We start from the raw sequence: 14,030 nt of genomic DNA, 5'->3' as shown, positions 1-14,030 counted from the left end.
ACATGAATTCAAAAGAAGAAATTTCAAAAAAAGAAAAGCAAGATCGTAATACGGTTGTCATGTGCGTTGCCGTATCTATGGTTATTATTATAAGTTGCGTAAATAAAATTTTGGGGATTTTATAATATAAAAAAAGCTGATTGCTTCTTAAGAAGCAATCAGCTTTTTTCATTGTTAGGGGGAGTATTTCTATATAATAAACCAAGGTAAAATTGCTAATCCAGAAGTTACAATTGCTGTAGTAAATATTAAAAGCATAGCTCGTTTGTTTTGTTTCATGTCACATTCTCCTCTACATATCAAGTACATGCGATCAGTGTGAGATGTGGTTCCCCACTGAGTAAAGTTTCACTTTATATTTTTAGTATAATGAATGGAAAGGTTTGGTACGATCGATAAAGGTGACATGAAGATTACATTGTTGTAATGAAAAAAACATCTTTCTTATTAAGAAAGATGCTTTTGGAAAACTATATTGAAGTATTAATCATTTAAGAACAGAACCATATGTTCCTCGTCCCAATATTGACCGTTATGTTTTAATGAACGCTCTTGTACGCCGTAAGTCTGGAAACCTAATGATTCATATAATTTTTTGGCACCAGCGTTACCAACTACAACATCGAGCATAAGTTGTTCTACATGTAATTTATCGGCATTTTCAATAATTGCTTTAATAAGAGCTCGTCCTGCTCCAAGGCCACGCGCTTTTGGGGAAACGAAAACGGAACCGATTTTTGCTTTATGTTCTTGTTTAATAAAAGGCTTTGTTTCTAAAGTAGCAATGCCGATTAAATCATCATCTTTGAAGACCCCTAGAGTATACTTATCCGGATTGCTTAATCGTTTTGCCATAGCAGCTACAGGATCCTCATGTTTAAGAACATCTTCATAAGAAGAGCTAAAAGCTTCCGGGTTCTTCGTTAAACCTTCCATACAAACTTTTAAATATATTTCTGCGTCCTCTGTCGTTAATAAGCGAATTTCCATCGTTGTAACCTCCTTGGTCGATTTTAAATAAAATAAATCCATTGCTTTTATAAGAATGTGTATGCGTTTTGTTAGCAGTCTCTTTTAATTTGTAAAAGAATGAAAAGATATATGCTACAATGTTTTGTTTTAATTATGTAATGAAATTATATATTAACTTTATTAACTATTCAAGTGTTTAATATGTTACATTTTTATAACTAAAATAACTCCTCGATTGAGGAGTTATTTTTTAAACATTGGATTGATAGCCATCAATTCGTTTTGGATGTGTGTAAATATTACAAGAGTCATTTCTAATAAACCCTACGACTGTAATGCCTAAATCATGGGCAAGTTGCAATGCTAGTTTTGTTGGGGCAGATTTAGATAGAACAATTTCACATCCGATTTTTGAAACTTTGAGTAAAATTTCAGATGAAATACGTCCGCTAAATGCGATAATTTTTCCTTTAACAGATATATCATTGCGTAAACAATGACCGTATATTTTGTCTAATGCATTATGTCTTCCGATATCCATTCTTGATAGAAGGATATTATTTCGATCACATAGCGCGGTATTGTGAACACCACCAGTTTGGCGAAAGGTAGTGGAAGATTGTTGTAAAGTATTCATTAAGTAAAAACATTCTTCAGGAGTAATTTTTACATGTATATCATGTAAGTCTTTTGCTTTTGCCGCATCGTTTACGAAAATAAAACCTTGTCTACCTTTTCCGCAGCAAGAAGTGATGTATCGTTTATTATATAAAGTTTGATAGAGCGGATTCACTTTTGATGATTTTACATGGACAATTCCGTTATCTTTTTGAACCCATATTTCTTCAACATCGTTATAGGAAGAAATAATCCCCTCAGAAATTAAAAAACCAATTACCATATCTTCAATATAATTTGGTGTGCATACGACTGTTACATATTCCTCACCATTCAATTTAATAGTAATAGGAGATTCTGTAACAATCTCATCAAGTTGTTTTGAAAATGTACCAGATTGATAACGTACAATTGTATAAGTCTCTTGCGTAGGCCCCATATTTAATTCCCCTTTTATATGTATTTCTCTCCCACATTTATCATAAAACAATGGGAAAAATAAAAACACCTATTAACAAGAAGATCACAGATTATTTTGGTTATTATTGTATATGTACGATATAATAGAACTGTAGAATAGTGATATTTTCAAGCTTTCGTAGTTATACCTTATAACATCTAGAATCGACTTCATAAGAAAGTATTTGGTAGAGCGTTTCAAAAATATGTACAGTAATGCGGTTTTGAAAACGGATTCATAATTGTGTTGTACAGTTGGTTGTAAGGAGAGGGGAAACTATGGCAGAACAGACAGTCCGTGTAACCGTCGATGGTAAAGAATTTTCTGCATCAGGTGAAAAGACGATACTACAATTATTTAACGAGAGTAATTTGGAACATCCTCAAATTTGTCATGTACCAGAAGTAGATCCAATTCAAACTTGTGATACGTGTATTGTAGAAGTAAATGGAAAGTTATTGCGTGCTTGTTCAACGAAATTAGAGAACGGTATGCATATCGAAAGACAGTCCCAGCGTGCAAAAGAGGCACAGACTGAGGCAATGGATCGAATATTAGAGAATCATCTACTGTATTGTACCGTTTGTGATAACAATAATGGTAACTGTAAAGTCCACAATACAGTACATATGATGGGAATTGAGGAACAGAAATATCCGTATGAGCCAAAAGTAAGTGCGTGTGAAGTGGATATGTCACATCCATTTTATCGATATGATCCAAATCAATGTATTGCTTGTGGACAGTGTGTAGAAGTATGTCAAAACTTACAGGTTAATGAAACAATATCGATAGACTGGAGCTTAGACCGTCCACGTGTTATATGGGACAATGGTGTAAGTATAAATGACTCATCTTGTGTAAGTTGCGGGCAATGTGTAACAGTATGTCCATGTAATGCGTTGATGGAGAAATCAATGTTAGGTGAAGCTGGATTCATGACTGGATTGAAACCGGATGTGTTAGATCCGATGATTGATTTTGTAAAGGATGTAGAGCCGGGATATAGTAGTATTTTAGCAGTTTCAGAAGTAGAGGCTGCGATGCGTAAGACGAAAGTGAATAAAACAAAAACAGTTTGTACATTTTGTGGTGTAGGTTGTTCATTTGAAGTATGGACGAAAGACCGCCACATTTTGAAAGTGCAGCCTGTTTCAGATGCGCCGGTTAACGGTATTTCCACATGTGTAAAAGGCAAATTTGGATGGGATTTTGTAAACAGTGAAGATCGTATTACAAAGCCATTAATTCGCCAAGGAGATATGTTTGTTGAAGCTTCATGGGAAGAGGCTCTTGAAGTTGTTGCATCCAATATGCAGCATATTAAATCAGAATATGGAAGTGATGCATTTGGATTTATTTCTTCTTCGAAAGTAACGAATGAAGAAAATTATCTTATGCAAAAACTAGCCCGTCAAATATATGGAACGAATAATGTAGACAACTGTTCCCGTTATTGTCAATCTCCAGCAACAGATGGTTTATTTAAAACTGTCGGTATGGGAGGGGACGCTGGGACAGTGAAGGATATTGCGGAAGCAGGCCTTGTCATTATCGTTGGAGCAAATCCAACGGAAGGACATCCTGTACTTGCAACGCGTGTAAAACGTGCTCATAAATTACATGACCAAAAATTAATTGTGGCGGACCTTCGTAAACATGAAATGGCAGAGCGTGCGGATTTATTCATTCATCCGCGCCAAGGAACTGATTATGTATGGCTCGCTGGTATTACGAAATATATTATTGATCAAGATTGGCACGATAAAAAGTTCATAGCTGAAAATGTGAAGAATTTTGATGAATATAGCAAAATGGTAGAAAAGTATACGCTTGATTATACAGAAGAAATTACGGGGATTTCGAAAGAAAATCTGAAAGAAATGGCTCGTATGGTATATGAAGCAGATGGTACTTGTGTACTTTGGGGAATGGGTGTAACGCAAAATACTGGAGGAAGTACAACTTCAGCAGCAATTTCAAATCTATTGCTTGTTACGGGTAATTATCGTCGTCCTGGTGCAGGAGCATATCCATTACGCGGACATAATAACGTACAAGGCGCTTGTGATATGGCAACATTACCAAACTGGCTTCCAGGTTACCAAGCGGTTTCAGATGATGCGCTCCGTGCGAAATTTGAAAAAGCATACGGTACTACAATTCCGAAAGCACCAGGCTTAAATAATATTGCAATGTTACTTGCGGCAGATGAAGGAAAACTGCGTGGTATGTATGTTATGGGTGAAGAAATGGCTTTAGTAGATTCGAATGCCAACCATGTACAACATATTTTAGCGAATTTAGATTTCCTTGTTGTTCAAGATATGTTCTTATCGAAAACAGCTCGTTTTGCTGATGTTATTTTACCGGCAGCACCAAGCTTAGAAAAAGAGGGAACATTTACGAATACAGAGCGCCGTATTCAAAGATTATATGAAGTATTGAAGCCGCTTGGTGATTCAAAGCCAGACTGGTGGATTTTACAAAAAGTAGCTCGTGCGCTTGGCGGGGACTGGAATTATGAAAGTCCAAGTGAAATCATGGATGAAATTGCATCGCTTGCACCTTTATATTCTCAGGCAACATACGATCGTTTAGAAGGATGGAATAGTTTATGTTGGGGTAGCCATGATGGTAGCGATACACCGCTATTATATGTGGACGGATTTAACTTCCCGGATAAACTAGCTCGTCTATCATTAGATGAATGGGTACCACCAGTTGTAGCGCCAGATGAGTATGATTTACTTTTAAATAATGGTCGTATGTTAGAACATTTCCACGAAGGGAATATGACGAATAAATCGGCTGGTATTTTATCTAAAGTATCTGAAGTGTTCGTTGAAATCTCGCCTGAACTTGCCCTAGAGCGCAATGTGAAAGATGGTGGCCTTGTAGAATTAGCATCACCATTTGGGAAAATTAAAGTACAGGCACTTGTTACAGATCGTGTAACGGGGAAAGAGCTATATTTACCGATGCATGCAACGGTAAATGAAGAGGCAATCAATATTTTAACTGGAACGGCGACAGATCTTTATACGTGTACACCAGCGTACAAACAAACGATGGTAAAGATGCGTGTACTACGTGAAAAAGGGAATCGTCCGTTACCATCTTCAAACCCGAGAGATAAAAAGCGTAATCCGCAAAACGGTGTTGAAATCCAGCAAAAATGGCAAAGAAAACAATACGTATCACTTGTGGACTAGGGGGCGGAGATAGTGGCGAAAGAAATTACTGTAATTAAAAAGAAAGTTGTAACAGAGGAAGAACAGAAACAGCAAGTAGCAGATGAACTTCTAAATGAGCTATCTAATAATCGTGAAGCAGTAGAAGAAACGATGCAGCTTTTAGCACAGTTGCAGAAGGCTGGTATATTAGATGCGGCAATTAGTTTACTTGCTGCGAAGGAAGATGTTTCAAAAATCGCTGTGGAGCAATTAAATCGTGAACCTGTTAAAAATGCGTTAAATAATATGATGGGGGCAGGAGAAGCGTTATCTTCAGTTGACCCAGAAATAACGAAGCAAATTACGTCAAGTTTAGTTACAGGATTGCAATTTGCAACAGATGAATTAAATAGTGGTAAAAAAACAAAAGTGATGGATTTCTTTAAAGTATTAAAAGATCCAGATATCAATAGAGCTATTACATTCGGTTTTAGCTTCTTGAAAGCATTTGGACAAGGGCTAGAGAAAAAATAGAATAAATGAAAAAGTGATGGGAAGTAGCCATCACTTTTTTCATTATATGTATAAGTGTGTTCATGTTAAGCGGAATATATTATTATTAAAAAGATGGATTAGAACTCGAAATATGGAATCCATCTCAAATACCGTTTTAGAATTTGGAGGAATATATGCAACACCGTAAAAAACTATCTATACCAGGAGTAATGAGACATTCCTTTCAAACAGTTAAATTTGCCTTTTGGAATGTATTAACTTTTCAACTTGCTTATAAATTATTAGCAGCGATTGTGTTTGTTCCGCTATTTGGAATCATTTTTAATAAGTTATTGTATTTTGGTGGTTATGCAAATGCGACAAATGATGAATTATTAGCGTTTTTAAAGACGCCTTATGGCATCTTAGCAATCGTAATTTTATCATTGTTAGCACTGTTTCTTATCTTTACAGAATTTGCGGTGCTTATTATTATTTCGTATTTCGCTCATAAAAGACAGAAGGTGAAATTACGTCCGATTTTATATAAAACGGTAACGTATTTACCTACTCTTTTCACATATTGCTTACCAGGATTTATTTTATATGCTGTCGTATTGTTGCCTCTTTTAAATATGGGATATGAAACGGCATTAATCCCGCAAATTCAAATTCCTAACTTTATTACAGGAGAACTGTTTAAGACAACGATGGGGCAAGTTGGTTATTACACGTTCTTTGCTGTAGTCGCGTATTTGAATCTTCGATGGATTTTCGTTCTACCTATTGTTGTTTTAGAGCAAAAACCATTTCGCGTGGCAGCACGTAAAAGTGCAACTTTAGTAAAGGAAAGCTTTTTTAAAGTACTATTCTTTTTAGTAGGATTTTTTATCTCAATTGGAATTGTATATGTCGTGTTTTTGGGAATGTATTTATTGTGCCTATGGGGTGTTTATGAATTTACAAACCCGAAAGGAACATTTGCATTATTAGCTGAATCAACGATTTCTGTATTTTTAACGAGTACATTGTATTTATTCAGCTTTATCGTGACGCCATTTTATATTATGGCGATTACGCGATTATACTTACAAAAGGTTCCAGTTGAGGATGTCTTATTAGAAGAAGGATTAGATTATTCGAAAACGAAAGCAGATAAATGTTTCTTCCAAAAACATCGTTGGAAATTCATTGGCGTATACATTGTAGGAATTATTACTGCGGGAATGGTCGTTGCCTTCATTGTAACGTTTATTTCAAATTCGTATAAAGAACCGATTATTATGGCGCACCGCGGGTATATATCAAAAGGCGTAGAAAATACGAAAGAAGCTGTGCAAGGTGCTATTGATGCAAAAGCAGACTACGCTGAAATAGATGTATTACAAACGAAAGACGGTGAACTAGCGGTTATACATGATTTGAAGCTGAAACGTCTCGCAAATGCCAATGTGCATGTGTCAGATTTAACGATGGCGGAGTTAAGGCAGCTTACCCTTAGTCAAGATGGACTTTCAGGACAAATAAGTACACTTGATGAAATCATTAAGCTAGCAAATGGCAAAATCAAACTTAATATAGAAGTGAAGCTTCATGGGGGCGAAAAAGATTTTGTAAACAAAGTCTTAAAAACGATTAAAGATAATGAATTTGAGAAGCAATGTGTAATTCAAACGTTACACTATCCACTTATTAAAGAGTTTAAGCGTGCAAATCCAGATATAAAAGTAGGGTATATACTGTATGCAAGTAGAGCTAACTTAAAGAATGTGAAGGCTGACTTTTACGTAGCGGAAGAATATATGTTAAATAAGAAATTAGTAAAAGAAGCAAGGAAGTTAAACAAACCAATTTACGTATGGACAGTAAATGATATGGAAAATTTAAAGGCATATTATAAGTTAAACGTAGATGGTATTATAACCGATTACCCTGAAGATGCACGTGAAACAATTAAGATGTTAAAAGAGCAAGAAGCGGAAGAAAGTGATCTGTTTGATAAAATTACTGAAACGACAGATGATTTATTTTCTAAGTTATTTATAAGTTACCCAGCTGCTAGCTAAATGCTAGCAGCTGTTTTTTTGTGAAAAGAATATATCTCTAAAGTATTGAGTAAAGTAATAACTGTATATGTATACGTTATCGCTTAGGTTTCTTACATTGTTAAATTATTGTCAAATAATAAATGATTGCTATTTATTTTGAAGCAGTATAATAAAAATAGAGTGAAAGATAATGGAATGACACGAAACCCCTAATAGAATCAATGTTTTATATATTTACACTATTCTAAATATAAAAACTTTAGGAAAATGATATGTTAGCGTTTTCATAACTTTTAAGTTATGCTAGAATAAGGACATAAGTTATTAATTATTACAAAAAGAAAAAAGAATCTCTTTTTTCTGTTAATTATAAGGGGGCATTTCATTATGCGTATTGGGGTACCAGCAGAAATTAAAAACAACGAAAACCGTGTGGCAATGACACCAGCAGGTGTTGTACATTTAATTCGTAACAATCACGAAGTATTCATTCAAAAGGGTGCAGGTTTAGGGTCTGGTTTCACAGATGCTCAGTATGTTGAAGCGGGAGCAAAAATTGTTGATACAGCTGAAGAAGCTTGGAATATGGAAATGGTTATGAAAGTTAAGGAACCAATTGAAAGCGAATACAAACACTTCAGTGAAGGCTTAATCTTGTTCACATACTTACACTTAGCTCCAGAGCCAGAATTAACAAAAGCTTTAATCGAGAAAAAAGTTGTTTCTATCGCATATGAAACAGTACAATTAGAAAACCGTTCATTACCATTACTTGCACCTATGAGTGAAGTAGCTGGTCGTATGGCTGCACAAATTGGTGCACAATTCCTTGAGAAAAACAAAGGCGGTAAAGGTATCTTACTTGCAGGTGTTCCAGGGGTTAAACGTGGTAAAGTAACAATCATCGGTGGTGGACAAGCTGGTACAAATGCTGCTAAAATTGCAGTTGGACTAGGTGCGGATGTAACAATCATCGACTTAAGCGCAGAACGTCTTCGTCAATTAGATGACATTTTCGGAAACCAAGTAAAAACTTTAATGTCTAATCCTTACAATATTGCAGAAGCTGTTAAAGAGTCTGATCTTGTAATCGGTGCAGTATTAATCCCAGGTGCAAAAGCTCCAAAACTTGTAACAGAAGAAATGATTAAATCAATGGAACCAGGTTCTGTTGTTGTAGATATCGCGATTGACCAAGGTGGTATTTTCGAAACAACTGACCGTATTACAACTCATGATAACCCAACTTACGAAAAACACGGCGTTGTTCATTATGCAGTTGCAAACATGCCAGGTGCGGTTCCACGTACATCAACTCTTGCATTAACAAACGTAACAGTACCATATGCAGTACAAATTGCTAACAAAGGCTACAAAGAAGCTTGCCTAGGCAACTCTGCATTACTAAAAGGTATTAACACATTAGATGGCTATGTAACATTCGAAGCAGTTGCAGAAGCTCACGGTGTAGAGTACAAAGGTGCTAAAGAATTATTAGAAGCAGAAACAGTATCTTGCTAATAGAAGCATTATACAAAACAAAATCGAACAATATATAAAACAACATGATAAGAGCTAAGAGTGAAGATCTCTTAGCTCTTCTTGGCAAAAGGGGGCATACATCGTGGCCAACCTATTTAAAAAGAAATCCGTTACGCAATTGTTAGGGGAAAGTAAAAGTAAAACTTTGACGAAAACGCTAGGGGCATTTGACCTAACAATGCTAGGGATTGGTGCGATAATTGGTACAGGAGTTCTAGTATTAACTGGATTAGTAGCAGCAAGAGATGCTGGTCCAGCAGTTATTTTTTCATTCATGATTGCAGCCATCGTTTGTGGATTTGCAGCATTATGTTACGCAGAGGTTGCTTCTACACTTCCTGTTTCAGGTAGTGTGTACACATACTCATATGCAACAATTGGTGAGTTTGTAGCTCATTTAATGGGATGGACATTACTATCCGTATATGTTGTAACGACTGCCGCAGTAGCTGGCGGATGGACTGGTTACTTCCATAACTTAGTGAGTGGATTAGGGCTTGAAATTCCAAAAGCACTGCTAACGATTCCGTCTCAAGGTGGTATGGTGAATTTACCAGCAGTTATCGTTACATTAGTTATAACTTGGTTATTATCAAGAGGTACGAAAGAAAGTAAACGCGTGAATAACATAATGGTATTAATTAAAATTGGTATCGTTGTTTTATTCATTGCAGTTGGTGTATTCTACGTGAAACCAGAAAACTGGATACCATTTGCACCGTACGGTTTAAGTGGAGTTTTCGCGGGGGGAGCAGCAGTATTCTTTGCTTTCTTAGGATTTGATGCATTAGCAACTTCTGCTGAAGAGGTAAAAAATCCGCAACGTGATCTACCGATTGGTATTATCGCTTCGTTAGTCATTTGTACAATCATTTATGTTGTAGTTTGTCTCGTTATGACGGGTATGGTTTCTTATAAAGAATTAGATGTACCAGAAGCTATGGCATATGTGTTAGAAGTTGTAGGACAAGATAAAGTAGCAGGTGTAATCGCAATTGGAGCTGTAATTGGTATTATGGCAGTAATTTTTGCTTACATTTATGCAACGACACGTGTATTCTTTGCGATGAGCCGTGACGGTTTATTGCCAGAATCTTTCGCGAAAATTAATAAAAAGACAGAAGCGCCAACATTTACAGTTTGGTTAACAGGAATTGGTAGTGCTTTAATTGCTGGATTTATCGATTTAAAAGAATTGTCGAATTTAGCGAATATTGGAGCGTTGTTAACATTTGCGATGGTTGGTGTGTCAGTTATTATTCTTCGTAAAACACATCCAAAATTACAACGTGGATTTATGGTACCACTTGTACCGATCTTGCCGATTATTTCGATTGCATGTTGTCTATTCTTAATGGTAAATCTACCATTAAAAACATGGATGTACTTCGGTGCTTGGTTAGCAATTGGAGTAGTTGTATACTTTGTTTATTCGAAAAAACATAGTCATTTAAAAGACGATGGAAGTTCGCAGGATAATTTAGAACAAGCTAATTAAAAGCTTAATTAAAAGGGATATAAGTATAGTAAGCCTTGTGCGTCTAGGGAGCGCGCAAGGCTTTTTCTTTTGTTGAAATAAAGGGAATATATATTACTTTGTTGAATTTTTATGTCGGAATATGAAAAAAGGGTGTACGAATTGTGCATCCTTTTTTGTATGAGAATATAGAGGATGCGAAAAATATGTATATGACTTATTAAAATGTGAACGGAAAGTTCATAAAAAAAAATCAGATTTCATTGACACATATGAGTAGGCGCTCATATAATAAGAGTATAAGATATATGAATGATTGTTCATATGTTCAATTAAAGAGGTGAGCTATAATGGCTGGAAATAAAGTAGAAACACCACAAGAGACATGTTCTCAAACGATAATTCATGAAGAAGTTGTAGAGCAAGTAAAACAAACAATTCCAACTGATGAAAGTTTAAGTAAAGTAGCAGAACTATTTAAAGTGTTAGGTGACCGTACACGTACGAGAATATTACATGCGCTATTTGAAGCTGAAATGTGCGTTTGTGATTTAGCTTATTTATTAGGAATGACACAATCATCTATTTCGCATCAGCTTCGTGTGTTAAAGCAAGCGAAACTTGTGAAGAATCGTAAAGAAGGAAAGGTTGTTTATTATTCGTTAGCTGACCAGCACGTAATTCATATCTTCGAGCAAGCGTTTGAACACGTAAACGAAGAAGAATAAAAAGAACGCGAGGAGGGAGAACGATGGCTGAAGCGTTAGTGAAAAAGAAACTGATGTTAGAAGGTTTAGATTGTGCAAACTGTGCAATGAAAATTGAAAAAGGTGTTGGGAGTATAGAAGGAGTAAATTCTTGCTCTGTAAACTTTGCAACAAAGACAATGATTTTAGAAACGGCACAAAATAAAGAAAACGAAGTTGTTACGGAAGCAAAACAACTCGTTACAAAATTAGAACCGCATATTAAAGTGCAAGAAGAACAAAAAAATAAAATTGCTAAAGAAGTATTTATATTAGAAGGTTTAGATTGCGCGAACTGTGCAATGAAAATTGAAAATAAAGTGAAGGAAATGCCAGCTGTCTCAGAAGCAACTGTTGATTTCGTATCGAAGAAACTACGAGTAGAAGTTGCGAATAAAAGAGAACTAGAAGCGACTGTAGCAAATATAACAAATGTCGTTCAAAAGTTAGAGCCAGACGTGAAAGTTGTTCGTGAAGAGAAGAACGGTCATGACCACGGGCATAGTCATGATCATGGTGAAGCAAATGTGAAAAAGATGGTAGGGAGATTAGTGGTCGGCGGAATTTTGACAGCGATTGCTGCATTAGCGGACTTACCACAAATGGTAACAATTCCGTTATTCGTCCTTGCTTATTTATTAATAGGTGGAGATATCGTTTGGAGAGCGGTAAGAAACATAACTCGTGGCCAAGTATTTGATGAAAACTTCTTAATGGCAATTGCAACTGTAGGGGCTTTTGCAATTCAACAATACTCAGAAGCTGTAGCAGTAATGCTATTTTATCAAGTAGGAGAACTATTCCAAAGCATTGCGGTAAACCGCTCTCGAAAATCAATTACTTCATTAATGGATATTCGTCCTGATTATGCGAATGTAAAGGTTGGAAATGAAACGAAACAAGTATCACCAGAAGATGTACAAATTGGCGATTATATTATCGTTAAGCCAGGTGAGAAAGTGCCGTTAGACGGAAAAGTAATTGAAGGAACATCAATGGTAGATACTTCAGCATTAACAGGTGAATCTGTACCACGTGAAGTTGAAGTTGGAAATGATGTATTAAGTGGCTTTGTGAACCAAAACGGTGTGTTGACAATTGAAGTTACAAAAGAATTCGGTGAATCAACTGTATCGAAAATTTTAGATTTAGTTCAAAATGCAAGCAGTAAAAAAGCACCGACGGAAAACTTTATTACGAAGTTTGCACGTTACTACACTCCAGTTGTAGTTATTACAGCGGCAATCATGGCGTTTATTCCACCACTTATTTTAGAAGGAGCTACATTCTCTGAGTGGATTTATAGAGCTTTAGTGTTCTTAGTAATCTCTTGTCCGTGTGCGTTAGTTGTATCCATTCCTCTTGGATTCTTTGGAGGTATTGGTGGTGCATCTAAAAGTGGTGTGTTAGTAAAAGGTAGTAACTATTTAGAAGCTTTAAATGATGTGAAATATATTGTTTTTGACAAAACAGGAACATTAACAAAAGGTGTTTTCAAAGTTACAAAAATGGAACCGAGCGAAGGTACTACAAGTGAAGAGTTATTAGAGTATGCGGCATTTGCTGAAGTATATTCTAACCATCCAATTGCCCAATCTATTCGAAAGGCATATGGAAAATCAATTGATGAAAAAATAATCGATGATTATAACGAAATTTCTGGTCACGGTACAGTCGTAAAAGTACAAGGAAAAGAAATTTTTGCAGGTAATGCAAAATTAATGAGAAAAGAAAATATTGAATTTAAGCAACCAGAAACAGTAGGTACATTAGTTCACGTTGCTGTAGATGGAAGATATGCAGGTTATATTGTTATCTCTGATGAGGTAAAAGAGGATTCGAAACAAGCGATTCAAAAGTTAAAAGAACTAGGTATTAAAAAGACAGTAATGTTAACTGGTGATGCAAAACCAGTTGGTGAAGCTGTTGGTAAAGAATTAGGCTTAGATGAAGTTCATGCGGAATTACTACCGCAACAAAAAGTAGAAGAGATTGAAAAAATTGATGCAGCGAAGCACGGAAAAGAAAAAATTGCCTTCGTTGGTGACGGTATTAACGATACACCAGTATTAGCCCGTGCAGACGTTGGTATTGCGATGGGTGGTTTAGGGTCAGATGCAGCAATTGAAGCGGCAGACATCGTTATTATGACTGATGAGCCTTCAAAAATTGCGACAGCTGTAAAAATTGCAAAACGCACAAGAAGTATAGTGTGGCAAAATATCATCTTTGCTCTAGGTGTAAAAGGGATCGTTTTATTACTTGGTGCCTTTGGTATTGCAACAATGTGGGAAGCTGTTTTCTCAGATGTTGGTGTGACACTACTTGCAGTGTTAAATGCAATGCGTGTATTACGAGTGAAAGATTTATAAAAAAGAGGACGCGAACTGGTATTATCCCCTATAGGTAGACAGTAAAAAAAGAGTCCATCTGATATGATGGACTCAATACTGTTTTATCTGGAGGGGATTTTTTTATGGCAAGAAAAGGACAATC

10 protein-coding genes are annotated in these 14,030 nt (G+C 35.9%); 8 read left to right on the top strand and 2 right to left on the bottom strand.

Translation table 11 applies throughout. From position 1 onward, the window contains the following. The first annotated feature begins 2 nt into the window (after positions 1-2). Positions 3-125, top strand: coding sequence for a hypothetical protein (locus MR136_RS28480; protein WP_001085006.1), 123 nt, complete (start codon positions 3-5; stop codon positions 123-125). A gap of 358 nt (positions 126-483) precedes the next feature. Here the strand turns inward: MR136_RS28480 and MR136_RS25160 are convergent, their stop codons facing one another. Together MR136_RS25160 and fdhD are read right to left on the bottom strand one after the other, a co-directional pair. Continuing rightward, positions 484-990 (bottom strand): GNAT family N-acetyltransferase, encoded by a 507-nt coding sequence (locus MR136_RS25160; protein ID WP_000405868.1) that lies wholly within the window; start codon positions 988-990, stop codon positions 484-486. A gap of 232 nt (positions 991-1,222) precedes the next feature. Further along, entirely contained in the window at positions 1,223-2,029 is an 807-nt protein-coding gene (gene fdhD / locus MR136_RS25155) for a formate dehydrogenase accessory sulfurtransferase FdhD (RefSeq protein ID WP_000529233.1), read from the bottom strand. A gap of 299 nt (positions 2,030-2,328) precedes the next feature. Here fdhD and fdhF point away from each other — a divergent pair, with 299 nt between their 5' ends. From fdhF to MR136_RS25120, 7 genes are all read left to right on the top strand, one after another. After that, positions 2,329-5,265, top strand: coding sequence for a formate dehydrogenase subunit alpha (fdhF, locus tag MR136_RS25150; protein ID WP_000840663.1), 2,937 nt, complete (start codon positions 2,329-2,331; stop codon positions 5,263-5,265). 12 nt (positions 5,266-5,277) lie between these two features. Further along, complete coding sequence (locus MR136_RS25145; RefSeq protein ID WP_001040540.1) at positions 5,278-5,760, top strand: helical membrane plugin domain-containing protein; 483 nt, start codon at positions 5,278-5,280, stop codon at positions 5,758-5,760. A 155-nt stretch (positions 5,761-5,915) separates the two neighbouring features. Next, the gene (locus MR136_RS25140) at positions 5,916-7,787 is read left to right on the top strand and encodes a glycerophosphodiester phosphodiesterase (protein WP_001164717.1); all 1,872 of its coding nucleotides are present in this window, start codon (positions 5,916-5,918) and stop codon (positions 7,785-7,787) included. Positions 7,788-8,156: 369 nt separating this feature from the next. Then, entirely contained in the window at positions 8,157-9,290 is a 1,134-nt protein-coding gene (ald, locus tag MR136_RS25135; RefSeq protein WP_001219742.1) for an alanine dehydrogenase, read from the top strand. 103 nt (positions 9,291-9,393) lie between these two features. After that, positions 9,394-10,809 carry an amino acid permease gene (locus MR136_RS25130; RefSeq protein ID WP_001284893.1) on the top strand — a complete coding sequence of 472 codons (1,416 nt, stop codon included), beginning with the start codon at positions 9,394-9,396 and terminating at the stop codon, positions 10,807-10,809. Between the two features lie 329 nt (positions 10,810-11,138). Further along, on the top strand, positions 11,139-11,516 hold the full coding sequence (locus MR136_RS25125) for an ArsR/SmtB family transcription factor (protein WP_000918378.1): 378 nt from the start codon (positions 11,139-11,141) through the stop codon (positions 11,514-11,516). Between the two features lie 23 nt (positions 11,517-11,539). Beyond that, the gene (locus tag MR136_RS25120) at positions 11,540-13,906 is read left to right on the top strand and encodes a heavy metal translocating P-type ATPase (protein ID WP_017674244.1); all 2,367 of its coding nucleotides are present in this window, start codon (positions 11,540-11,542) and stop codon (positions 13,904-13,906) included. Positions 13,907-14,030 lie beyond the last annotated feature (124 nt).

Origin of the sequence: Bacillus cereus group sp. BfR-BA-01311, assembly GCF_022664295.1 — a bacterium.
GTDB lineage: Bacteria > Bacillota > Bacilli > Bacillales > Bacillaceae_G > Bacillus_A > Bacillus_A cereus.
The sequence above is the reverse complement of the archived record's forward strand: the minus strand, read 5'-3'. Positions and strand labels throughout refer to the sequence as shown.

What these genes read in the sequence shown, in the direction of transcription:
- MR136_RS28480 (WP_001085006.1), top strand. Translation starts at nt 3, where the DNA reads ATGAATTCAAAAGAAGAAATTTCAAAAAAAGAAAAGCAAGATCGTAAT.
- MR136_RS25160 (WP_000405868.1), bottom strand. Translation starts at nt 990, where the DNA reads ATGGAAATTCGCTTATTAACGACAGAGGACGCAGAAATATATTTAAAA.
- fdhD (WP_000529233.1), bottom strand. Translation starts at nt 2,029, where the DNA reads ATGGGGCCTACGCAAGAGACTTATACAATTGTACGTTATCAATCTGGT.
- fdhF (WP_000840663.1), top strand. Translation starts at nt 2,329, where the DNA reads ATGGCAGAACAGACAGTCCGTGTAACCGTCGATGGTAAAGAATTTTCT.
- MR136_RS25140 (WP_001164717.1), top strand. Translation starts at nt 5,916, where the DNA reads ATGCAACACCGTAAAAAACTATCTATACCAGGAGTAATGAGACATTCC.
- ald (WP_001219742.1), top strand. Translation starts at nt 8,157, where the DNA reads ATGCGTATTGGGGTACCAGCAGAAATTAAAAACAACGAAAACCGTGTG.
- MR136_RS25125 (WP_000918378.1), top strand. Translation starts at nt 11,139, where the DNA reads ATGGCTGGAAATAAAGTAGAAACACCACAAGAGACATGTTCTCAAACG.
- MR136_RS25120 (WP_017674244.1), top strand. Translation starts at nt 11,540, where the DNA reads ATGGCTGAAGCGTTAGTGAAAAAGAAACTGATGTTAGAAGGTTTAGAT.